The sequence below is a fragment of the Streptomyces sp. NPDC013455 genome (genome assembly GCF_040632975.1).
Classification (GTDB): Bacteria; Actinomycetota; Actinomycetes; order Streptomycetales; family Streptomycetaceae; genus Streptomyces.
Genome location: NZ_JBEYCX010000007.1, coordinates 295,805 through 318,000, shown reverse-complemented (window position 1 = coordinate 318,000; position 22,196 = coordinate 295,805). Strand labels below are relative to the sequence as shown.

Sequence of the window (22,196 nt, the reverse complement as noted above, 5' to 3'; positions counted from 1 at the left end):
GCCCCGGCCGGCGCCCGCCCAGGCTGCGCCGCATCCGGGCGATCCCGCGCAGGTCCGCCAGCGCGGTGGCGAGGATGTCGACGCTGCTGTCCGGGTCGTCCACCCAGTCCACCGGCACCTCGTGGATCCTCAGGCCCGCCCGCTCGGCGAGCACCAGCAGCTCCGTGTCGAAGAACCACTCCCCGTCCCGCACCAGCGGCAGCAGCCGCTCGGCCGTCTCGCGCCGGACCGCCTTGAAGCCGCACTGCGCGTCGGAGAAGCCCACCGAGAGGGTGCAGCGCAGCAGGACGTTGTAGCAGCGGGATATGACCTCGCGCTTGGTGCCGCGCACCACCCGGGCGCCGGGTGCCAGCCGGGTGCCGATGGCCAGGTCGGAGTGGCCGGATATGAGCGGGGCGACCAGCGGCAGCAGCGCCGTGAGCCCGGTGGACAGGTCCACGTCGAGATAGGCCAGCACGGGTGCGCGGGAGCCCGACCAGGCCGCCCGCAGGGCCCGGCCGCGGCCCTTCTCGGGCAGCCGCAGCGAGGTCACCTCGGGGAGTTCGGCGGCCAGCCGCGCGGCGATGGCCGGGGTCCGGTCGGTGCTCGCGTTGTCGGCGATGGTGATCCGGAACGGGTAGGGGAAGGTGTCCCGCAGATGCGTGTGCAGCCGCCGGACGTTGGGTTCCAGGTCCTTCTCCTCGTTGAACACCGGTACGGCCACGTCCAGGACGGGCTCGTCCTGGGGCGTCCGCAGGGGTGCGCGCCCGGGCGCCGGTGCCGGGGCGGGTGGCCGGCTCGGTCGGATGTGTGTCACGTGGGTCCCCGTGTGTTCTGGAGTGCCGGGCAGGGCCGCGGGCGGGCGGGAGGGAGGGAAGCGGGCGGGCGGGAGGGAGGGAAGCGGGTGGGCGGGAGGGAGGGAAGCGGGTGGGCGGGAGGGAGGGAGGGCGGCAGGGAGGCGGAGCAGAGCGCGCTAGTCGGCCGTACCGACCACCGAGGAGGGCTCGTCCGACGGTTCGACGGTCGCGTCGGCCCGTGCCGTGGCGGGCGGCGTGGTGCTGTCGCCCCGGGTGTCGGAGGTGGCCGACGCCGGCGGGTGCGTGGCGGTGGGCGAACTCCGGCGGGCCTCGGGCGGCTCCGAGGCCGTGGGGGTGTCGTACGGCGTGGGACGGTCCGTCGGTGTCGCATCCGGCGGGGACGCCGAGGACGCCGACGCCGAGGACGCCGAGGACGCCGAGGAGGGTGACGACGGCGCGTCCGGCGACTCGGTCGGCGCCGCCGTCGACGGTGAGGTGCTCGGCGCCGGGCTGACCATCGGCCGGGGGAGCGGTGCGGTGGGCCGGTCGCCGGTGTGGCCGTGCGGCCACAGCAGCAGCGCCAGGCCGGCCCCGGCCACCGCCAGGACGGAACCGGCGGCCCGGCGCGCCGTACGCACCCGGCGCCGGGCCCGCACGCCGGCGCGCAGCGCCTCCCGGTGCCGGGACTCGAAGGACGCCGGCTGCCCCTCCTGGTGCATGAGCCGGGTCAGCTGCCGCTCGAAGCGGTCCAGGTGTTCCGGGTGACCGGTGCCGTCCGTCGCGCCGGACCGGCCGGTGTGACCGGTGCCGTCCGTCCCGTCGAGGCGGTCCGTGTGGTCTGTGCGATCCGTGTGGTCCATGTGGTCCATGTGGTCCATGGGTTCTCCCTCACCCCACCGGCTCGATGACGTCGGCCAGGAGCCGGCGCAGCCGGGCCACCCCGCGCGCGGCATGGGACCGGGCGGTGCCCACCGGGCAGCCCAGGGTCTGTGCGACCTGCCGGTCCGGCAGGTCCTGGTAGTAGCGCAGGACCACGGCGGCCCGCTGCTGCGGGGTCAGCTGCGCGAGGGCCGCCTCCAGCCGGGAGCGCTCGGCCACGGTCGCCGACATGTCCCCGGCCGCCACCACGTCGGGCAGCTGCTCCACGGGCCGCTCGCCCCACCAGCGCCGCCGGGCCGAACGGGCCGCGGCCCGCGCCAGCACCTTGCGCACGTACGCCTCCGGGGCCTCGTCGGCGACCTTCGGCCAGACGAACCACAGCTTGACCAAGGACTCCTGCAGCAGGTCCTCGGCACGGTGCCGGTCCCCTCCGGTGAGCAGACGGGCCAGATGGAACAACACCGACCAGCGGGCCGCCACGAACGCGTCGTACTCACCGGCCCTGGTCTGCTCCATCCCCACGGTCCCCGTTCTCGCCGGCTCTTCACACCAGGGGAAAGGCCCTGGAACCCCGCCCGCGCTGCACCCGGAGGACGTGATCCGCGTCACGCACAGCCGGCACACAGGCCCCGGGAAGTCTTGCGCACCGCCCTGGCGGCGTTCTCAGGAGGCCCGGGCGGACCGCACGGCCGTGGCGCCGGGGGACCTCCGGGCGGCAGCACCGGCGTGGTGACGGGGGACCTCCGGGCGGCAGCACCGGCGTGGTGGCGGGCGACCCCGGGCGGCAGCACCGGCGTGGTGGCGGGCGACCCCGAGCGGCAGCACCGGCCGTGGTGTCGGCGCTCCGGAGCGGCAGCACCGGCCGTGGTGTCAGGCCACCCTCAGCAGCAGCACCGGCGCGGAGTCAGGCCACCCTGAGCAGCAGCACCGCCCGGGCCGGCACCGTGATCTCCGTCCCCGCGCGGTGCACCGTACCGGGTGCCTCCGCCTGCTCCTCCGCCGAGGTGTCCACGACCACCTCGTAGCGCTCCGCCCACGGCGGCCCCGGCAGGACGAAGCCGGTCGGCCGGTCGCCCGCGTGCAGTACCGCGAGGAAGCTGTCGTCCACCACCGGGGCGCCCCGCTCGTCCCGCCCCGGGATGTCCCGCCCGGACAGGTACATGCCGAGCGTGGCCGCGGGCGCGTACCAGTCGCCCTCGGTCATCTCCGCCCCCCGCGCGGTGAACCAGGCCAGGTCGCGCAGCCCGTCCGCGGTCTGGGACCGCCCGGAGAAGAAGGCCCGGCGGCGCAGCACCGGGTGCCGGTGGCGCAGCGCGATCAGCCGCGAGGTCAGGTCGCACAGCGCCCGCCAGCCCGGCTGCTCCAGCAGCGACCAGTCCAGCCAGCTGATCTCGTTGTCCTGGCAGTAGGCGTTGTTGTTGCCGCGCTGGGTGCGGCCGAGTTCGTCGCCGGCGACCAGCATGGGCACGCCGGTGGACAGCAGCAGGGTCGTGAGCAGGTTGCGCAGCTGCCGGCGGCGCAGCGCCCGTACGCCCTCGTCGTCGGTCTCGCCCTCCGCCCCGCAGTTCCAGGAGCGGTTGTCGTGTGTGCCGTCCCGGTTGTTCTCGCCGTTGGCCTCGTTGTGCTTGCTCTCGTACGACACCAGGTCGCGCAGGGTGAAACCGTCGTGCGCGGTGACGAAGTTGACGGAGGCGTACGGGCGGCGGCCGCCCCAGGCGTACAGGTCGCTGGAGCCGGAGAGGCGGTAGCCCATCTCCCGCACGTCGGGCAGGGCGTGCCGCCAGAAGTCCCGCACGGCGTTGCGGTAGCGGTCGTTCCACTCGGTCCACAGGGGCGGGAAGGCGCCGACCTGGTAGCCGCCGGAGCCGATGTCCCACGGCTCCGCGATCAGCTTCACCCGGCGCAGCACCGGGTCCTGGGCGATCACCGCCAGGAACGGGGAGAGCATGTCGACGTCGTGCATCGAGCGGGCCAGCGCCGCCGCGAGGTCGAAGCGGAAGCCGTCCACGCCCATCTCGGTCACCCAGTAGCGCAGCGAGTCCGTGATCAGGCGCAGCACCTGCGGCCGGACGACGTGCAGGGTGTTGCCGCAGCCGGTGTAGTCGGCGTACCGGCGGGCGTCGTGCTGGAGGCGGTAGTAGCCGCGGTTGTCGATGCCCTTCAGGGACAGTGTCGGCCCCAGCTCGCCGGCCTCGGCGGTGTGGTTGTAGACCACGTCGAGGATGACCTCGATGCCGGCCGCGTGCAGCGCGCGCACCATCCGCTTGAACTCGCCGACCTGCTGTCCGGTCGTACCGGAGGCCGCGTAGGCAGCGTGCGGGGCGAAGTAGCCGATGGAGTTGTAGCCCCAGTAGTTCTTCAGGCCCCGGCGCAGCAGGTGGTCCTCGTGCGCGAACTGGTGCACGGGCAGCAGTTCCACGGCGGTGACGCCGAGCCGCACCAGGTGCTCGATCGCGGCCGGGTGCGCCAGCCCGGCGTAGGTGCCGCGCAGTTCCTCGGGGATGTCCGGGTGGAGCCTGGTGAAGCCCCGGACGTGCAGCTCGTAGATGACCGAGTCCGCCCACGGCGTCTTGGGCCGGCGGTCGTCGGACCAGTCGTCGTCGTCGTGCACGACGACCGCCTTCGGCACGTGCGGCGCCGAGTCCCGCTCGTCGCGCACGGTGTCCGCCACCTGCTGCTCCGGCCAGTCCCGGACGTGCCCGTACACCTCCGGCGGCAGGCCGAACTCGCCGTCCACCGCGCGCGCGTACGGGTCGAGCAGCAGCTTGGCCGGGTTCCAGCGGGCACCGGTCCACGGGTCCCAGCGGCCGTCCACCCGGTAGCCGTAGCGCTGTCCGGGCATCACGCCGGGCACGAAGCCGTGCCAGATCTCGTGCGTCAGTTCGGTCAGCGGGATCCGCGTCTCCCGGCCGCCCTCGTCGAACAGGCAGACCCGGACGGCCTCCGCCCCGGCCGCCCACAGCGCGAAGTTGGTGCCCGCGACCCCGTCCGGACCCACCCGGAACCGGGCCCCCAGCGGGGTCGGTGCGCCCGGCCACACGGCCGGGACGGGCGGTACGGCACGCCGGGCGCCGTTCACCGCCGCCGGTTGCCCGCTCCCGGCCGGCTCCCCGGCCGGTGCCCGCTGCTCGGCTGCGCTCGTCACTGTCGGCCCCTCTTCTCAGTGGCTCGCCCGAGGGGCGCGGCCGGCCGCGTTCGAGTGGCCGGGGTGCGTTCCGGCACCCCGGCCACCCGGTACGACCGCGCCCCGACGGCTCCAACCGGGCTGGGGGTGCCCCCTCGGGGGAGGCGCCCCGCCGTGTCGTCCTTCCCTCTGTTCTGCCCAATGCGTGGCTCGCACTCACGTTTCCCCGGAGCGGGCCCGGTCGTTGAGTCCCGCGTGAGGCACGCACAAGGACGCGCACGGCGCGCGGGGGCCGCGCTGGCCGCCGTACTGACATGGACGGGGCTGCTCGCGGGCTGCTCCGGGAGCGGCTCCGGGCCGCTGGGCATGGGCGGGGCACTGGTCGAGCCCCCGGCCCCCGAGGAGGTCATCCGGGTGACCCCGGACGACGGCAGCAGGGACGTACGCCCCGACGGGCGGCTGCGCGTCCGGCTGCCCGGCGGGCGCCTGGAGAAGGTGACCGTCGTCAGGTCGCAGGACGCGCAGGACACGCCGGTGGCCGGGCGCGTCAGCGAGGACGGCCTGAGCTGGCGGCCCGACGAGGACCGGCTGGCGCTGGCCGCCAAGTACACCGTCGACGTGGTCGCGCTGGACTCCCACGGCCGCCGCGCGGCCCGGCACACCACGTTCACCACCTACGTCCCCGACCAGCGGTTCATCGGCTACGTCACTCCCGAGAACCGCTCCACCGTCGGCACCGGGATGATCGTCTCGCTCTCCTTCAGCCGGGAGGTCGAGAACCGCGCCGCCGTCGAACGGGCGGTCCGCGTCAGCGCCCGGCCGCCCGTCGAGATCCGTCCGCACTGGTTCGGCAAGGGCCGCCTGGACTTCCGCCCCGAGCACTACTGGAAGCCGGGCACCGAGGTCACCGTCGATCTGGACCTGCGGGACGTCGAAGGCGCGCGCGGCGTCTACGGCCTGCAGGACAAGACCTTCTCCTTCACCGTCGGCCGCGGCCAGGTCTCCCTGGTCGACGCGGCCAAGCACACCATGGAGGTGCGGCGCGACGGGCAGCTCCTCGCCACCGTCCCGATCACCGCGGGCGCCCCCAAGCACCCGACGTACAACGGGAAGATGGTGGTGATGGACATGCTGGAGGTCACCCGCATGAACAGCCGGACGGTCGGCTTCGGCGGCGAGTACGACATCCCGGACGTCCCGCACGCCATGAAGCTCACCGACTCCGGCACCTTCCTGCACGGCAACTACTGGGCCACGGACGCCCCCGGCCGGTCCAACGTCAGCCACGGCTGCGTGGGTCTGGCGGACGTCAAGGGCGGCGGCTCGGACACCCCGGCGGGCTGGTTCTTCGACCGCAGCCTCGTCGGTGACGTGGTGGAAGTGGTGAACAGCAAGGACCGGACGGTCGCACCCGACAACGGGCTCGGCGGGTGGAACATGCCCTGGAAGCAGTGGAAAGCGGGCAGCGCGGTGAAGTGACCAGGTGGGGGGCGGGGTGCGCGGCGAAGTAACCGCGCGGGGATTTGCGACGGAACGGTGACCTTCCCCGGACGTTCTTCTCGAAACCTGGCAGTTAATATGCGCGCACCAGTGTGGTGGGGAGCGGGCTGACCAGGCCCGGCGAGGGGAGAACAACTTGAACATGCGGCCTGTGGCGGGGGCGTCGGAGAAGGTGCGGCGGGGCCGTAGGGAACTGGCAGTCATAGCCGGCGCCCTGGTGCTGTCGCTCACCGCGTGCGGCGGGGGCGGGGACACCGGGTCCGGTTCCGGGAAGGGCGAGGGCGAGGGCGGCGCGCGGGGCGGGCAGTCCACGGCGGCCGTGAGCATCTCGCCCAAGTCCGGCGCCACCGGCGTCGACACCAGCGGCGCGCTCCGGGTGAGCGTCGCACGGGGCAAGCTGACCGAGGTCACCGTCAAGGACGACGAGGGCGCGAAGGTCGACGGGGCCATCACCGGCGGCGGCGCCTCCTGGACGCCGTCGACCCATCTGGCGGCGGCCACCAAGTACACGGTGCACGCGGTCGCCAAGGATTCCGAGGGCCGCGAGGCCGCCGAGGACGCCACCTTCACGACGCTCACCCCGAAGAACACCTTCGTCGGCACCTTCACCCCCGAGGACGGCTCCACGGTCGGCGTCGGCATGCCGTTCTCCGTGCGTTTCACCCGGGGCATCACCAGCCCGGACGCGGTCGAGAAGGCCATCCGCATCAGGACCGAGCCGGCCGTCGAGGTCGAGGGCCACTGGTTCGGCAACGACCGCCTGGACTTCCGCCCCGAGAAGTACTGGAAGGCCGGCACCAAGGTCACCGTCGACCTCAACCTGGACGGCGTCGAGGGCCGCGACGGCGTCTACGGCGAGCAGCGCAAGACCGTGAAGTTCACCATCGGCCGCAACCAGGTCTCGGTCGTGGACGCCGAGAAGCACACGATGAAGGTCACCCAGGACGGAAAGGTCGTCAAGACCCTCCCGGTCACCACCGGCAAGCCCGGCTACGACACCTGGAACGGCCAGATGGTCATGAGCGAGAAGCTCACCGTCACCCGCATGAACGGCGAGACGGTCGGCTACGGCGGCGAGTACGACATCAAGGACGTCCCGCACGCCATCCGCCTCACCACCTCCGGCACCTTCATCCACGGCAACTACTGGGGCGGCGGCGCCTTCGGCAACTACAACGCCAGCCACGGCTGCGTGGGCCTGCGCGACGTGCGCGGCGGCTACGACGGCTCCGTGCCGGCCGCCTGGTTCTTCAACCACTCGATGATCGGTGACGTGGTCGTCGTGAAGAACTCCCACGACGCCACGGTGGCCCCGGACAACGGCCTCAACGGCTGGAACATGTCGTGGGCCGACTGGAAGAAGTGAGTCCCCGCTGACGTACGGGCCCGGTGCTGTGACCCACGGCACCGGGCCCGCCGTCGTTAGTCCCCGTTAACCTGGCCTGCATGACCGTCTCTCTCGAAGTCGCCGAAGGCGTCGGCACCCTGCGCCTGGACCGGCCGCCGATGAACGCGCTGGACATCGCCACCCAGGACCGGCTCAAGGAGCTCGCCGAGGAGGCCACGCGCCGCGACGACGTGCGCGCCGTGGTGATCTACGGTGGTGAGCGGGTGTTCGCGGCGGGCGCGGACATCAAGGAGATGCAGGACATGGACCACACCGGGATGGTCCTGCGCGCCCGGGCCCTCCAGGACTCCTTCACCGCCGTGGCCCGCATTCCCAAGCCCGTCGTCGCCGCCGTCACCGGCTACGCGCTCGGCGGCGGCTGCGAGCTGGCCCTGTGCGCCGACTACCGCATCGCCGCCGACAACGCCAAGCTCGGTCAGCCGGAGATCCTGCTCGGCCTGATCCCGGGCGCCGGCGGCACCCAGCGGCTGCCCCGGCTGATCGGCCCGTCCAAGGCCAAGGACCTCATCTTCACCGGCCGTCAGGTCCGGGCCGACGAAGCCCTCGCGATCGGCCTGGTGGACCGGGTCGTTCCGGCCGCCGAGGTGTACGAGCAGGCGCACGCCTGGGCCGCGAAGCTCGCCCAGGGCCCGGCGATCGCGCTGCGCGCGGCCAAGGAGTCCGTCGACACCGGCCTGGAGACCGACATCGACACCGGCCTCGCCGTGGAGCGGAACTGGTTCGCGGGCCTGTTCGCCACCGAGGACCGTGAGCGGGGCATGCGCAGCTTCGTGGAGGAGGGGCCGGGCAAGGCGAAATTCCGCTGACCGCCGGCCGCGTGCGCGGCCCTTCAAGTCCGGCCAGACGGCGCGTAATTGACGCGTCGTCTTATCCGGGTCCCTCGATGGGGCGGTTTATGGGAGGCTTAACGCAACCTTAAACCTGCCTCGTCGAGGGAGTCCGTCGATTGCCCGGAAGTGAGCCGTCGCCGCTGGTCAGCCGGGATGCGCCGGGGGACGGCATGCCCAGGGCATATGACGGCCGACGGGCGCGCACGGGGGGCGTGCGGGGGGCGTATTCCTCCGGAACGGCCACCGGGGCGGCTCCGGACGGCCATCATGGGGGCATGGCGGGGCTGGAGGGCATCGAACAGCCGCGGGGACATGGCCGTGCAGCCGCGGCACGCTGGTCGCCCGCGGTCGAGGACGAACAGGCGCTCAAGGCGCTCGAACTGTTCGGCAACCCCACGGAAGCGGAAGTGCCGCTGCCGTCCCGCCCGGAGTCCGCGGCCACCGCCCGCCGGCTCGCCCAGGTCGTCGTCCTGCGCACCTGGCGGCTCAGCCCGAAACTGGCCGAGGACGCGGTCCTGCTCGTGTCGGAGCTCGTCGGCAACGCCGTACGGCACACCGGAGCCCGCGTCTTCGGGCTGCGGATGCGCCGCCGGCCCGGCTGGATCCGGGTGGAGGTGCGCGACCCCTCCCGCGGGCTGCCCTGCCTGATGCCCGTCCAGGAACTGGACGTCAGCGGACGCGGGCTGTTCCTCGTGGACAAGCTCTCCGACCGCTGGGGCGTCGATCTGCTGCCGCGCGGCAAGACGACCTGGTTCGAGATGCGGGTCGCCGACCGCTAGCGGGCGTCTCGCCCATTCCCTCCAGGCGGGGTGCCGACCTCCGACCCGCATACGTCCCCGTACAGGCCAATCGCCGGTTTTGCCACCCTTCGCCCCTTAAATGGTACGGGTGACCACCACCAACCGCCGCGAGGCGCTCCGCGCCGGCGCCGGGATCGTCGCCGGCGGTGCGCTCGCCGCCGGGTGCGGCGCCGGACGGGCCGCCGCCCCGCCGGCCGCCCCCACGTCCCCCGCCGTGTCCCCGCCCGCGGTCCCCGCCGCCTCCCCGCGCCCCCCGGCGCCGGCCCCCGCCCCCCGTGCCTACCCCGGGCTGCCCGTCCAGATCACCCACGGCCCGCGCACCCGCCCCCAGGTGGCCCTCACCTTCCACGGCCAGGGCGACCCGGCCCTCGCCCGCGCCCTGCTCACCACGGCCGAACAGCGCGGCGCCCACCTCACCGTGCTCGCCGTCGGCACCTGGCTGGACGAGCACCCGGAACTCGCCCGCCGGATCCTCGACGGCGGCCACGACCTCGGCAACCACACCCAGCGGCACGACTCCGTCAACGCCATGTCCGAGGCCGGGGCGCGCCGGGAGATCACCGACTGCGCCGAGCGGCTCAGGCGGCTCACCGGATCGATCGGCACCTGGTTCCGCCCCTCCCGGGCCGCGGCCGCCTCCCCGCTCGTCGCCCGGCTGGCCCGCGCGGCCGGCTACCCGCACGTGCTGTCGTACGACGTCGACTCGCTCGACCACACCCGTCCGGGCGCCGCCGCCGTCACCCGCAAGGTCCTCGCCGACGTGCGCGAAGGTTCGGTGGTGAGCCTGCACTTCGGCTACCCCGACACGGTCGCCGCCCTCCCCGACGTCCTGACCGAACTCGGCCGCCGCGGACTGCGCGCGGTCACCACCACGGAGCTGCTGAGCTGATGCGAACCACGAAAGCCGCCCGCCTGCTGGCCGCCGCCGCCACCGTCACCGCCCTCGCCCTGCTGTCCGCGTGCGACGGTGACCGGCGTCCCGAGCGGGCGGCCCCGGCCGGCAAGGAAACGGCCCGGCGGCAACTGCCCGAGCGGCCCCGGGTGAACGTGCTGCCCGGGATGCCGCCGGTGCAGGACCCGGCCGACCTCTACTCCGCCGACCGGCCGAACCGGCTCTCGCCCGTGGTCAAGGACGTCCCCTCCCGGATCTACGTGCCGAACACCAACTCCGACACCGTCAGCGTCATCGACCCCGCCACCTACCGGGTCGTCGAGACCATCCCGGTCGGCCGCCAGCCCCAGCACGTCGTACCGTCCTGGGACCTGAAGACGCTGTGGGTCAACAACGACCTCGGCAACACCCTCACCCCCATCGACCCGCGGACCGGCAGGGCCGGCCGGCCGGTCGACGTGCACGACCCGTACAACCTCTACTTCACGCCCGACGGCAGGCACGCGGTCGTCATGGCCTCCATGGACCGCCGACTGGTCTTCCGGGACGCGCACACCATGCGGGTCGTCAAGTCGGTCCCGGTCAGCTGCTACGGCGTCAACCACGCCGACTTCTCCGCCGACGGCCGCTACTTCATCGTCTCCTGCGAGTTCAGCGGCGAGATCCTCAAGGTCGACACCGCGAAGATGGAAGTCGTCGCCCAGCAGAGACTGCCGCTGCGCGGCGCCATGCCGCAGGACGTCAAGATCTCCCCGGACGGCAGGCTGTTCTACATCGCCGACATGATGGCGAACGGCCTGTGGATCCTGAACGGCGACACCTTCGCCCGGCCCCGGTTCCTCCCCACCGGCAAGGGCGCCCACGGCCTCTACGTCAGCCGCGACTCCCGGGAGATGTACATCTCCAACCGCGGCGAGGGCTCCGTCTCCGTCTTCGACTTCGCCCAGGACCGGCTCACGAAGAAGTGGCACCTGCCCGGCGGCGGCAGCCCCGACATGGGCGGTGTCTCCGCCGACGGCACGACCCTGTGGCTCTCCGGCCGCTACCACTCCGAGGTCTACGCCATCGACACCCGCACCGGCGCCCAACGGGCCCGCATCAAGGTCGGCAGCGGTCCGCACGGCCTCGCCGTCTACCCCCAGCCGGGCCGCTACTCGCTGGGGCACACCGGCATCTTCCGCTGAACCGGTGGCGCCACGGCCACCGGACGGCGTCCGGCCCCGCCCCGGCCGCCCGCGCCTGACGGCGAAGGGGACGCCCGCGCGGGCGTCCCCTCCAGGTCACTTGCTCAGGTAGGACCAGAACTCGTCGAACGACAGGACCTTGTCGCCGTCGAGGTCGCGGGTCCCGATGATGGCCTCGGCAACCGTCTCGGTGACGTTCCAGTCGCCTTGCTGGGCCAGGGCGGACTTGAACTCGGCAGCGGTGATGAATCCGTCACCGTCGCTGTCGATCCGCTGGAACTGCTTGCGTGCTTCCTCGATGTCCGCCACCGATCCGCCCCTTTTGTTCGTGTTTCTCATGCCGTACAGGCGTACTGACGCTGGTCAGATTAACGGCCCGCGTGAGCGGGGAATGCGGCGCCCACCCGGGCGGAGTCTCATGTTGCGGGCCGTGAGGCGTTGTAGGAGCGTGGTGAGTGCGAAACCCGGGGGCTGCCGGACCACGAACACGTGCAAGGCGCCCGGCAAGAAGGCCCAGTCGTTCAGTCAGACCATCGCCAAGAGCGGTCTCACCGAGGGTGACAAGGTCAAGCTCAACATCAAGTGACACCACCGGAATAGTCCCGCCGCCCCCGGGGTTGTCGCCGCCGACCGAAGCATGCACACGCATCGATCCTCGAAGGGTCAGTTCATGAAGATCGGCATCATCGGCGCGGGCAACATCGGCGGCAACCTCACCCGGCGGCTCACCGCGCTCGGCCACGACGTCTCCGTCGCCAACTCCCGCGGCCCCGAGACGCTCCGGGAACTGGCCGCGGAGACCGGCGCGACCCCGGTCCACGCGGCGCAGGCGGCCGAGGGCGCCCAGGTCGTGGTCATCACCGTCCCCCTGAAAGCGGTCCCGTCCCTCCCCTCCGGTCTGCTGGACGGCGCGGCCGAGGGCGCCGCGGTGATCGACACGGGCAACTACTACCCGCAGCGGGACGGCCGGATCGCGGCCGTCGAGGACGAGGGCCTCACCGAGAGCCGCTGGACCGAGCAGCACCTCGGCCACCCGGTGGTCAAGGCGTTCAACGGCACCTACGCCCAGGACCTCCTGGACCGGCACCGCCCCGCGGGCGACCCCGAGCGCATGGCCCTCCCGGTCGCCGGCGACGACGAGGCGGCCAAGCGGGTCGTCCGCGACCTGATCGACGAGCTGGGCTTCGACACGGTCGACGCGGGCACCATCGCCGAATCCTGGCGCCAGCAGCCCGGCACGCCCGTCTACGGTCTGCGCGCGGGCGTGGAGGAGGTGCGCAAGGCCCTGGCGGAGGCATCCGCCGAGCGCCCGGCGGACTTCCGGGCCTGAGGCGCGCGCCCGGTCCTCACAGGGTGGCCCAGTCGCGCAGGTCGTCCTCGTCCGAGAACCGGGCCACGTCCTTGTCATGGGGTTCGCTGGTGTACTGGTGGAACAGCCACTTCGCCTTGATGCGGGGCTTGCCGGCCGTGACGTAGTCGGCGATCCACAGCGCGTCCCCGGCGTACGAGGTGTCGTCGACGTTCAGCCAGAAGTGGCGGTTGCAGTAGAGCACGACCCGGTTGTGCGGCCGTGACTCCTTCAGCTTGCGGATGAAGCGGTCCTTCTCCGCGTTGCTCGCGTGCGTGCCCTCGCCCGTGGTCTCCCAGTCGACGGCGAGGAGGTCGCCCGGACGGTCGGGGGCGTGGCGCAGGAAGTACTCGGCTTGGGCGGTCAGGTGACCGGGCCACAGGAAGTGGTAGAAACCGACGACCAGTCCGGCGTCGCGGGCGGTCTTCGTCTGGGCGGTCAGCCGGGGATTGACGTACGAACGGCCCTCCGTCGCCTTGACGAAGACGAAGGAGAGGCCGTCCGTGCGGTAGGAGGAGGACTGGTAGGCGCTTACGTCGATGCCATGCAGCATGGGGGTGTTGTGCCCGGTACGCCCGCTTGTGGAACCTCAGCCCCGGCTCGTCACCGAACTCAGCACGGACGCGGACTTCGCCGACCAGTCGGAGGTGATGAGGCTCGCGTGGTGCCTGGCCAACAGGTCGAGGCGCGCGGCGACTTCGGCGTCCGTGGGGTTGGTGGAGGAGATCGCCGGTGAGACGTTGTGGGCGTCCGTGGTGATCAGGATGTAGTGGTTCGCGGAGTAGAACGAGGTGTCGTAGCCGTTGTTGACGTAACTGGCCGCGTCACCGTCGAAGAACACGAACCAGGGGCGGATCGAGGCGTCGTAGCGGCTGGTGCGGGGGTCGCCGGCGGCGGCACCCAGGACGGCCGGGAAGGCCTGGGCCGCGGAGATCCGGCCGGCCGCGGAGAGGTCGCGCAGGTGCTCGCCGTACTCCTCGTCCGTCCAGTAGTGGTCGAACGGGTTGCCCTGCTCCACCGTGCCGGGGATCAGGTCGAAGAGGAACTTCCCCCGGAGCGCGTCGCGGGAGGGCCAGGCGTTCGCCCTCGCCGCCGCGTCCAGCGTGCCGTACGTCCCGCCGAGCAGGTCGGCCGGCTTGTAGACGCTGCTGCCCAGCTTCTGGGCGACGAGGGTGTCGAACTCGTCGGGTCCGAGGCCCGCGTCGTCGTTGAAGCCGACCTTCATCTCGACCTTGACGACGACCGGCGGGTGGTCGGGGTGCAGCTGGTTCCAGGCGGCCATGTTGTCCAGGCAGCCGCCCAGGTCCTGGTTGCGGCTCTTGCCGTACAGCTCGCCCGGGGTCTTCGCCGCCTCGCAGTTGTTGTCGTTGCCCAGCGGGTTGCTGTGGCTGACCCGCCAGCGGCGGCTGAGGCTGTCGACGTAGACGTCGAGCTCCAGCAGTGAGGCGCCGGAGTCCAACGCCTGAGCGAAATAGGGGTACTTGGTCTTCTCGTACGCGTTGTGCGTGCCGATTGCCGTCGTCTGGGAGAACGCCGGCGACGCCGCCTGGGCGTGTCCCGGCAGCACTGCCAGTGCAACGGCGGCGCCGATCAGCGCCGCCAGCCGTCTCATTGCGCGCATCCGCCAACTTCCCTTGTGAGTAGCCGAGTCGGCGGCAGCGTAGAGCCGCGCGGTTACCGCGCGGTAGCCCCACGGGGAACATCGGCCCCGTGCGCCGGGGTGCCGGCTCAGCTCACCAGGCCGAGGCGGACGGCCCTCACCCCGGCCTCGAACCGGCTGGAGGTGCCGAGTTTCTCCATGATCTGGTTCATCAGCCGGCGCAGGGTGCGGTCCGAGCAGGCCAGCCGCCGGGCGATGGTCCCGTCCTTGGCGCCGGTGGCCAGCAGGGCCAGCACCTCGCGTTCCCGCGCGGACAGTTCGCACCCGGCGCGTCCGCGCCCGGCGGACGGCTCGGTGTGCGGCCGCGCCAGATCCCAGGAGTGGGTGAAGACCCTGACGAAGCACTGCGCGACGGGCGTGCTGTGCAGGATGACGTCGCCGCCCTCCCCCTGCGGCCCCGGCCCCGCCCCGATGACCACGATCGTGCGGTCCATGATGTTCATGTGCAGGGGCACCGTCACGGCGACCCGCACCTCCGCCCCGGCGTCCGCCAGCGCGTTCAGGTAGCGGGCCGGCGCCGGTGAGCGCAGGGCCTGCTGGGAGGTCAGCATGCGGATCCGGATGCCGTCGGCCGCCATCTCCAGGTCCCGGGCCAGACTGGCCTCCAGGACCTGCGCGTCCGGGAAGGAGTTGCGCATCGCCAGGAACTCCTCCCGGCTGAGCGCGTCCAGTTCCTCCAGCCGCTTCCGGGTGCGCTCGCGGTCCGTGAAGTACTCCGTCCGCACGGCCTCCCGGGCGTCGAAGCGCGGGACCGCCAGCAGCGACAGGACGTCCTCCATCGCCTGGGCGTCACGGCCCAGTCCCTCGGCCGTCTCCAGCAGGCGGCGCCGGTGTTCCAGGACGAGGTGGCGCAGGGCGCGTTCCGGCGGGCTGAGCCGCTCCCCGCTCGGGTCCAGCAGCCGCCGGTCCGCCAGCCAGCGGGTCAACTCGGCGGGCAGTTCCCCGAGTTCCTCCCGCTCGGCGGCGGAATTGCTGGTTCCGGACCTGGCGAGCCGCTCCAGCAGGGCCACATAGGCATCCTTGGCCCCCGAGTCCGCCGACCGCCCGCCCGGTGGAGGGTTCTGCGCCGCGTGCATGCGCGCACGATACGGGCGCCCCGTGCCACTGGCCAGAGAGATCTCCCGGCCGTCTGTGCCGGCGGGCCGCCTGGCCGGGAGCGGACGTGCCGGTTTCGGCCAGGGGCGGGCGGACCGCCCCGCCGTTAACCTCGTGGCCGCCCGCCCAACTCCTCGGCACCCCGGTGCGCCTCCCCGGCAGCCCATGCGCCGACGGCCGCCGAGGGGGCGGGTGCGACCACCTGATCCGGCCGGTCCCGCGGGACGAGGCTTGACAGGCGATTGGCATGCGCATGCTCATATGGGCGAGCGGCACGGCTCGACCGGAGCCGACGCCCGCCCGCCGTTTCCTCAACCCCACAAGGAGACAAGGTGCTACGGCTACGAAGACTCTCCCTGGCAGGCCTCTCGCTGGTCACGGCCGCCGCGGGCCTCGCGGTCCTGCCCGCGGCCGCCGAAGCGGCCCCCGCGGGCCAGCGCGCGGCGGCGGCCTCGGCCCCCGCCCTGGCCGCGGCCGCGCCCGACATCGACGTCACCAGGGTCCAGGCGCACCTCACCGAACTCAACGCCATAGCCGGCCGCAACGGCGGCAACCGCAGATCGACCGGCCAGGGCTACCGCGACTCGGTCGCCTACGTGAAGGGCAAGCTCCAGGCGGCCGGCTACACGGTCACCGAGCAGCCCTGCACCTCCGGCTGCACCAGCGGCGCCGGACCCAACCTGATAGCCGAGTGGCCCCAGGGCGACGCGTCCAAGGTGTACATGTTCGGCTCCCACCTGGACAGCGTCTCCGCCGGACCCGGCATCAACGACAACGGCTCCGGCAGCGCGACCCTCCTGGAGGTCGCGCTGAAGCTCGCCGAGACCCGCCCCGCCATGGCGGCGCGCGTCCGCTTCGGCTGGTGGACGGACGAGGAGCAGGGCCTGAACGGCTCGGACTTCTACGTCCGCTCCCTCACCTCCGCCCAGCGCTCGGCGATCAAGGCGTACTACAACTTCGACATGGTCGCCTCGCCCAACGGCGGCTACTTCATCAACCACATCACCTCCACCGCCGCCGCGCCGATGAAGGCGTACTGGGACTCGCTGAACCTCCAGCCCGAGGAGAACACCGAGGGCGCGGGCCGCTCCGACGACTACTCCTTCGAGAACTACGGCATCCCGACCTCCGGCTACGCCATGGGGGCGAGCGCCCGCAAGACCTCGGCACAGGCGGCCAAGTGGGGCGGCACGGCGGGCGCCGCGTACGACGGCTGCTACCACTCGGCGTGCGACACCACCGGCAACATCAACGCCACCGGGCTCAACCGCAGCGCCGACGGCGTCGCCTACACGCTGTGGAAGCAGGCCGTCTCGGACACCACCCCGGCCAACGACTTCTCGGTCTCCGCGAGCCCGGCCACGGGCAGCACCGACCCCGGAACCTCGCTGACCACCACGGTCTCCACGGCCACCACCAGCGGCTCGGCGCAGACGGTGAACCTCTCCGCCTCGGGCGCCCCGTCGGGTGTCACGGTCGCCTTCAGCCCGGCCTCGGTGACCTCCGGCGCCTCCTCCACGGCCACGATCTCCGTCGGCTCCTCCGTGGCGCCCGGGACGTACACCCTCACGATCACCGGCACCGGTACCACCACCCACACCGCGCAGTACACGCTGACCGTCAAGGGCGCCGGCGGCTGCACGGCGACACAAGTGATCTCCAACGGCGGCTTCGAGAGCGGTACGTCGCCGTGGACGGGCAGCACCGGAGCGATCGGCTCCTTCAGCGGCCAGTCCGCGCACTCCGGTTCGCGGTACGCCTGGCTGGCGGGCTACGGCTACGCGGCCACCGACACCCTCGGACAGACGGTGACCGTCCCGTCCGGCTGCACCAAGGCGACCCTGCGCTACTGGCTGCACATCGACACCGCCGAGTCGGGCACGACGGCCTACGACACCTTCCAGGTCAAGGTCAACGGCACCGCCAAGCAGACGTACTCCAACGCCAACGCGGCCGCCGGGTACACCGAACGCACCCTGGACCTCAGCCAGTACCTCGGCCAGCAGATCACGCTGAGCTTCACGGCCACCGAGGACTCCAGCCTCCAGACCAGCTTCGTCGTCGACGACGCCACCCTGACGACCGGCTGACCCCCCCGCACGGCGCGCAGAGGGAGGCGGATCCCCGGGGACCCGCCTCCCTCTCCCACGGACCCGGCCGGGCCGGGGGGTGAGACACCCCTGAGGGGTGCGACACCCCTTAGCACTCGATGATGTTCACCGCGAGCCCGCCCCGCGCCGTCTCCTTGTACTTCACGCTCATGTCGGCGCCGGTGTCCTTCATGGTCTTGATGACCTTGTCCAGGGACACCTTGTGCGAGCCGTCGCCGCGCATCGCCATCTTCGCGGCCGTGACCGCCTTCACCGCGGCCATGCCGTTGCGCTCGATGCACGGGATCTGGACCAGGCCGCCGACCGGGTCGCAGGTCAGGCCGAGATTGTGCTCCATGCCGATCTCGGCCGCGTTCTCCACCTGCTCGGGGGAGCCGCCGAGCACCTCGGCGAGGGCGCCCGCCGCCATGGAGCAGGCGGAGCCGACCTCGCCCTGGCAGCCGACCTCGGCGCCGGAGATGGAGGCGTTCTCCTTGAACAGCATGCCGATCGCACCGGCGGCGAGCAGGAAGCGGACCACGCCCTCCTCGTCGGCGCCGGGCACGAAGTTCACGTAGTAGTGCAGGACCGCCGGGATGATGCCGGCCGCGCCGTTCGTCGGGGCGGTGACGACCCGGCCACCGGCCGCGTTCTCCTCGTTGACGGCCATCGCGTAGAGCGTGATCCACTCCATGGCGAGGGCCTGCGGGTCGCCTTCCGAGCGCAGCTTGCGCGCCGTGTTCGCGGCCCGCCGGCGCACCTTCAGACCGCCCGGCAGGATGCCCTCGCGGGACATGCCGCGGGCCACGCACGCCTGCATCACCCGCCAGATCTCCAGCAGGCCCGCGCGGATCTCCGCCTCGGTGCGCCAGGCCCGCTCGTTCTCCAGCATCAGCGACGAGATCGACAGACCCGTCTCCCGCGCCAGGCGCAGCAGCTCGTCGCCCGTACGGAAGGGGTACTTCAGGACCGTGTCGTCCAGCTTGATGCGGTCCGCGCCCACCGCGTCCTCGTCCACCACGAAGCCGCCGCCGACCGAGTAGTACGTCTTGGACAGCAGCTCGGCGCCCTCGGCGTCGTACGCCAGGATCGTCATGCCGTTGGCGTGGTAGGGCAGGGCCTTGCGGCGGTGCAGGACCAGGTCGTCGTCGAAGGAGAAGGCGATCTCGTGCTCGCCGAGCACGTTCAGCCGGCCCGTCGCCTTGATGGTGTCCACCCGCTCGTCGGCGTGCTCCACGTCCACCGTGCGCGGCGAGGCCCCCTCCAGGCCGAGCAGTACCGCCTTCGGCGTGCCGTGGCCGTGGCCGGTGGCGCCGAGCGAGCCGTACAGCTCGCAGCGCAGGGACGCGACGGAGCCGAGCAGCTCCTCGTTGCGCAGCCGGCGGGCGAACATGCGCGCCGCGCGCATCGGGCCGACCGTGTGGGAGCTGGACGGGCCGATGCCGATCGAGAACAGGTCGAAGACCGAGATGGCCACGGATGACTCCTCAATACGGGGGTGGTGCAAAAGGTGGTGCAAAGGGCTGGTACAGGGGCGCGGGCACCGCGCACGCCGGTACTCCCAGTGTGCGCGGTGCCCCGCGAAAGGTGACTTACTTGTTCAGACCCGGGTACAGCGGGTGCTTGTCGGCGAGCGCCTTCACGCGCGCCTTGAGCGCCTCCGCCTCGGCCGCCCCGAACGGGGCCGGTGCCTTCAGCGCCTCGGCGATCACGTCCGCGACCTCGGCGAAGTCCTCGGCCGTGAAACCGCGGGTGGCCAGGGCCGGCGTACCGATCCGCAGGCCCGAGGTGACCATCGGCGGACGCGGGTCGTTCGGGACGGCGTTGCGGTTGACCGTGATGCCGACCTCGTGGAGCCGGTCCTCGGCCTGCTGGCCGTCCAGCTCCGACTCGCGCAGGTCGACCAGGACCAGGTGCACGTCCGTGCCGCCGGTGAGCACGTTGATCCCGGCCTCGCGGGCGTCCGCCGCGGTCAGCCGCTCGGCGAGGATGCGGGCACCCTCCACCGTACGGCGCTGGCGCTCCTTGAAGTCCTCGCCCGCCGCGACCTTGAAGGAGACCGCCTTGGCCGCGATCACGTGCTCCAGGGGACCGCCCTGGAAGCCCGGGAAGACGGAGGAGTTCAGCTTCTTCGCGAACTCCTTCTTCGCGAGGATGATGCCGCCGCGCGGACCGCCGAGGGTCTTGTGGGTGGTGGAGGTGACCACGTGCGCGTGCTCGACCGGGTTCGGGTGGAGACCGGCGGCGACCAGGCCCGCGAAGTGCGCCATGTCGACCCACAGGTACGCCTCGACCTCGTCGGCGATCCGGCGGAACTCCGCGAAGTCCAGCCGGCGCGGGTACGCCGACCAGCCCGCGATGATCACCTTCGGGCGGTGCTCCTTGGCGAGCCGCTCGACCTCGGCCATGTCGACCAGGCCGGTCGCCTCGTCCACGTGGTAGGCGACCACGTCGAACTGCTTGCCGGAGAAGTTCAGGCGCATGCCGTGGGTCAGGTGGCCGCCGTGCGCCAGGTCCAGGCCGAGGATGGTGTCCCCGGGCTGGGCCAGCGCGAACAGGGCCGCCTGGTTGGCGGAGGCACCGGAGTGGGGCTGCACGTTGGCGTACTCGGCGCCGAACAGCTCCTTGATCCGGTCGATGGCGATCTGCTCGGCGACGTCGACGTGCTCGCAGCCGCCGTAGTAGCGGCGGCCCGGGTAGCCCTCGGCGTACTTGTTGGTGAGGACCGAGCCCTGGGCCTCCATCACCGCGAGCGGCGCGAAGTTCTCGGACGCGATCATCTCGAGCGTGGACTGCTGACGGTGCAGCTCGGCGTCGACCGCGGCGGCGACCTCCGGGTCCAGCTCGTGCAGGGGCGTGTTCAGGACGGTCATACGGCTACGACTCCTCAGCCGGCGTTCTGGGCGGTGTACTCGTCGGCGGAGAGCAGGTCGGCCGGCTCCTCCGTGACGCGCACCTTGAACAGCCAGCCGCCCGCGAAGGGGGCCGAGTTCACAAGCGAGGGGTCGTCGACGACGTCCTCGTTGATCTCGGTGACCTCACCGGTGACCGGCGAGTACAGGTCGGAGACCGACTTGGTCGACTCCAGCTCGCCGCAGGTCTCGCCCGCGGTCACGGTGGAGCCGACCTCGGGGAGCTGGGCGTAGACGACGTCGCCGAGCGCGTTGGCCGCGAACTCGGTGATGCCGACCGTCGAGACGCCGTCCTCGGCGGCCGACAGCCACTCGTGCTCCTTGCTGTAACGCAGCTGCTGGGGGTTGCTCATGGCCTGAATTCTCCTGTACGCGCGGGAGTGCTGGTGAAGGGGGGACTGCGGAAACTGCTCGTGAGCAGGGGAAATGTGCGCAGGGTCACGTCGGGGGGACGCGTGGTCGTGCCCCGGGGACGTGCCGCGCCCAGTCTCTACTTCTGGCGCTTGTAGAAGGGCAGCGCCACGACCCGGAAGGGCTCGTGGCTGCCCCGGATGTCCACGCCGACACCCTCGGTGCCCGGCGCGGCGTGGCCGGCGTCGACGTAGGCCATGGCGATCGGCTTGCCCAGGGTGGGGGAGGGGGCGCCGGAGGTGACCTCGCCGATCACCTCGCCGCCGGCGACGACGGCGTACCCGGCGCGCGGCACCCGGCGGCCCTCGGCGACCAGGCCGACCAGCACCCGCGGGGGCTCGGCCGCGGCCCGCTCGGCGGCCCGCGCGAGCGCCTCGCGCCCGACGAAGTCGCCCTCCTTCTCGAACTTGACCACCCGGCCGAGCCCGGCGTCGAAGGGGGTGAGGGAGGTGGTCAGCTCGTGCCCGTACAGCGGCATGCCCGCCTCCAGGCGCAGCGTGTCCCGGCAGGACAGACCGCACGGGACCAGGCCGGCGCCCTCGCCCGCCTTGGTCAGCGCCTGCCACAGCTCCACCGCGTGCTCCGGCTTCACGAACAGCTCGAAGCCGTCCTCGCCGGTGTAGCCCGTGCGGGCGATCAGCGCCGGGACGCCGGCGACCGTGCCGGGCAGGCCCGCGTAGTACTTCAGGCCGTCCAGGTCGGCGTCGGTGAGCGACTTCAGGATGCCGGGGGACTCCGGGCCCTGCACCGCGATCAGCGCGTACGCGTCCCGGTCGTCGCGGACCTCGGCGTCGAACCCGGCCGCGCGCTCGGTGAGCGCGTCCAGCACCACCTGGGCGTTGGAGGCGTTGGCCACGACCATGTACTCGGTCTCGGCCAGCCGGTAGACGATCAGGTCGTCCAGGATGCCGCCGTCGGCCTGGCAGATCATGGTGTAGCGGGCGCGGCCGACGCCGACGGAGGCGATGTTGCCGACCAGGGCGAAGTTCAGCAGGGCGGCGGCCCCGGGGCCGGTGACGGTGATCTCGCCCATGTGGGAGAGGTCGAAGAGACCGGCCTTCGTGCGCACGGCGACGTGCTCGTCGCGCTCCGAGCCGTAGCGCAGGGGCATGTCCCAGCCGGCGAAGTCGGTCATCGTCGCGCCCAGCGAGCGATGCACGGCATCGAGCGCGGTGTGACGGAGTTCGGTACTGCTCATCGGTCGGTCGTCTCCCAAGGCAGATGGGACGGGGCGAGGAACGTTCCTCCCCATCTGTCATCGGAACCTGAGAGGTTCGCCGGAACCGC

General features: G+C 72.2%; 20 protein-coding genes and 1 pseudogene. 9 read left to right on the top strand and 12 right to left on the bottom strand.

The features are described 5' to 3' along the window. Positions 1-19: 19 nt before the first annotated feature. The 4 genes and pseudogenes from ABZ576_RS14970 to glgX all read right to left on the bottom strand — a co-directional run. Positions 20-736: pseudogene (locus ABZ576_RS14970) on the bottom strand (dolichyl-phosphate beta-glucosyltransferase); the annotation flags it as partial. 216 nt (positions 737-952) lie between these two features. Then, positions 953-1,654 (bottom strand): hypothetical protein, encoded by a 702-nt coding sequence (locus ABZ576_RS14965; RefSeq protein ID WP_360740008.1) that lies wholly within the window; start codon positions 1,652-1,654, stop codon positions 953-955. 10 nt (positions 1,655-1,664) lie between these two features. Continuing rightward, complete coding sequence (locus tag ABZ576_RS14960) at positions 1,665-2,171, bottom strand: SigE family RNA polymerase sigma factor (RefSeq protein WP_360740006.1); 507 nt, start codon at positions 2,169-2,171, stop codon at positions 1,665-1,667. 388 nt (positions 2,172-2,559) lie between these two features. Next, the gene (gene glgX / locus ABZ576_RS14955) at positions 2,560-4,800 is read right to left on the bottom strand and encodes a glycogen debranching protein GlgX (protein ID WP_360740004.1); all 2,241 of its coding nucleotides are present in this window, start codon (positions 4,798-4,800) and stop codon (positions 2,560-2,562) included. 234 nt (positions 4,801-5,034) lie between these two features. Between glgX and ABZ576_RS14950 the strand changes: the two genes are divergently transcribed. The 6 genes from ABZ576_RS14950 to ABZ576_RS14925 all read left to right on the top strand — a co-directional run bounded on the left by ABZ576_RS14950 (position 5,035) and on the right by ABZ576_RS14925 (position 11,393). Further along, positions 5,035-6,258, top strand: a complete 1,224-nt coding sequence (locus ABZ576_RS14950; protein ID WP_360740002.1) for an Ig-like domain-containing protein — start codon at positions 5,035-5,037, stop codon at positions 6,256-6,258. A 163-nt stretch (positions 6,259-6,421) separates the two neighbouring features. Continuing rightward, the gene (locus tag ABZ576_RS14945) at positions 6,422-7,645 is read left to right on the top strand and encodes an Ig-like domain-containing protein (RefSeq protein ID WP_360740077.1); all 1,224 of its coding nucleotides are present in this window, start codon (positions 6,422-6,424) and stop codon (positions 7,643-7,645) included. 80 nt (positions 7,646-7,725) lie between these two features. Next, complete coding sequence (locus tag ABZ576_RS14940) at positions 7,726-8,493, top strand: enoyl-CoA hydratase-related protein (protein WP_360740000.1); 768 nt, start codon at positions 7,726-7,728, stop codon at positions 8,491-8,493. A 299-nt stretch (positions 8,494-8,792) separates the two neighbouring features. After that, the gene (locus ABZ576_RS14935) at positions 8,793-9,296 is read left to right on the top strand and encodes an ATP-binding protein (RefSeq protein ID WP_360739998.1); all 504 of its coding nucleotides are present in this window, start codon (positions 8,793-8,795) and stop codon (positions 9,294-9,296) included. Positions 9,297-9,396: 100 nt separating this feature from the next. Further along, complete coding sequence (locus ABZ576_RS14930) at positions 9,397-10,206, top strand: polysaccharide deacetylase family protein (protein WP_360739997.1); 810 nt, start codon at positions 9,397-9,399, stop codon at positions 10,204-10,206. Further along, positions 10,206-11,393 (top strand): YncE family protein, encoded by a 1,188-nt coding sequence (locus ABZ576_RS14925; protein ID WP_360739995.1) that lies wholly within the window; start codon positions 10,206-10,208, stop codon positions 11,391-11,393. Before ABZ576_RS14930 ends, ABZ576_RS14925 begins: the two co-directional genes overlap by 1 nt. 96 nt (positions 11,394-11,489) lie before the next feature. Here the strand turns inward: ABZ576_RS14925 and ABZ576_RS14920 are convergent, their stop codons facing one another. After that, complete coding sequence (locus ABZ576_RS14920; protein WP_360740076.1) at positions 11,490-11,702, bottom strand: EF-hand domain-containing protein; 213 nt, start codon at positions 11,700-11,702, stop codon at positions 11,490-11,492. 142 nt (positions 11,703-11,844) lie between these two features. On the opposite strand from ABZ576_RS14920, the gene ABZ576_RS14915 reads away from it, so the two are divergent. Both ABZ576_RS14915 and ABZ576_RS14910 read left to right on the top strand, forming a co-directional pair. After that, positions 11,845-11,979, top strand: coding sequence for a hypothetical protein (locus ABZ576_RS14915; protein ID WP_360739992.1), 135 nt, complete (start codon positions 11,845-11,847; stop codon positions 11,977-11,979). A 51-nt stretch (positions 11,980-12,030) separates the two neighbouring features. Beyond that, positions 12,031-12,723, top strand: coding sequence for an NAD(P)-binding domain-containing protein (locus ABZ576_RS14910; protein WP_360739990.1), 693 nt, complete (start codon positions 12,031-12,033; stop codon positions 12,721-12,723). Between the two features lie 16 nt (positions 12,724-12,739). Here ABZ576_RS14910 and ABZ576_RS14905 read toward each other — a convergent pair whose 3' ends face one another. From ABZ576_RS14905 to ABZ576_RS14895, 3 genes are all read right to left on the bottom strand, one after another. Further along, a complete protein-coding gene (locus ABZ576_RS14905; RefSeq protein ID WP_360739987.1) occupies positions 12,740-13,294 on the bottom strand; it encodes a glycoside hydrolase family 25 protein in 555 nt (184 codons plus the stop codon). Between the two features lie 36 nt (positions 13,295-13,330). Beyond that, complete coding sequence (locus ABZ576_RS14900) at positions 13,331-14,362, bottom strand: phosphatidylinositol-specific phospholipase C domain-containing protein (RefSeq protein WP_360739985.1); 1,032 nt, start codon at positions 14,360-14,362, stop codon at positions 13,331-13,333. 107 nt (positions 14,363-14,469) lie between these two features. Then, entirely contained in the window at positions 14,470-15,477 is a 1,008-nt protein-coding gene (locus ABZ576_RS14895) for a LuxR C-terminal-related transcriptional regulator (protein WP_360739982.1), read from the bottom strand. A 351-nt stretch (positions 15,478-15,828) separates the two neighbouring features. On the opposite strand from ABZ576_RS14895, the gene ABZ576_RS14890 reads away from it, so the two are divergent. Next, a complete protein-coding gene (locus tag ABZ576_RS14890; RefSeq protein ID WP_360739979.1) occupies positions 15,829-17,586 on the top strand; it encodes a M28 family peptidase in 1,758 nt (585 codons plus the stop codon). A gap of 109 nt (positions 17,587-17,695) precedes the next feature. Here ABZ576_RS14890 and ABZ576_RS14885 read toward each other — a convergent pair whose 3' ends face one another. The 4 genes from ABZ576_RS14885 to gcvT form a co-directional block, all read right to left on the bottom strand. Further along, positions 17,696-19,063 carry an L-serine ammonia-lyase gene (locus tag ABZ576_RS14885; protein WP_360739976.1) on the bottom strand — a complete coding sequence of 456 codons (1,368 nt, stop codon included), beginning with the start codon at positions 19,061-19,063 and terminating at the stop codon, positions 17,696-17,698. 115 nt (positions 19,064-19,178) lie between these two features. Beyond that, complete coding sequence (gene glyA, locus ABZ576_RS14880; RefSeq protein ID WP_360739973.1) at positions 19,179-20,459, bottom strand: serine hydroxymethyltransferase; 1,281 nt, start codon at positions 20,457-20,459, stop codon at positions 19,179-19,181. 14 nt (positions 20,460-20,473) lie between these two features. Next, a complete protein-coding gene (gene gcvH, locus ABZ576_RS14875) occupies positions 20,474-20,851 on the bottom strand; it encodes a glycine cleavage system protein GcvH (RefSeq protein ID WP_360739971.1) in 378 nt (125 codons plus the stop codon). A gap of 137 nt (positions 20,852-20,988) precedes the next feature. Beyond that, complete coding sequence (gcvT, locus tag ABZ576_RS14870) at positions 20,989-22,107, bottom strand: glycine cleavage system aminomethyltransferase GcvT (protein ID WP_360739968.1); 1,119 nt, start codon at positions 22,105-22,107, stop codon at positions 20,989-20,991. Positions 22,108-22,196: the final 89 nt, after the last annotated feature.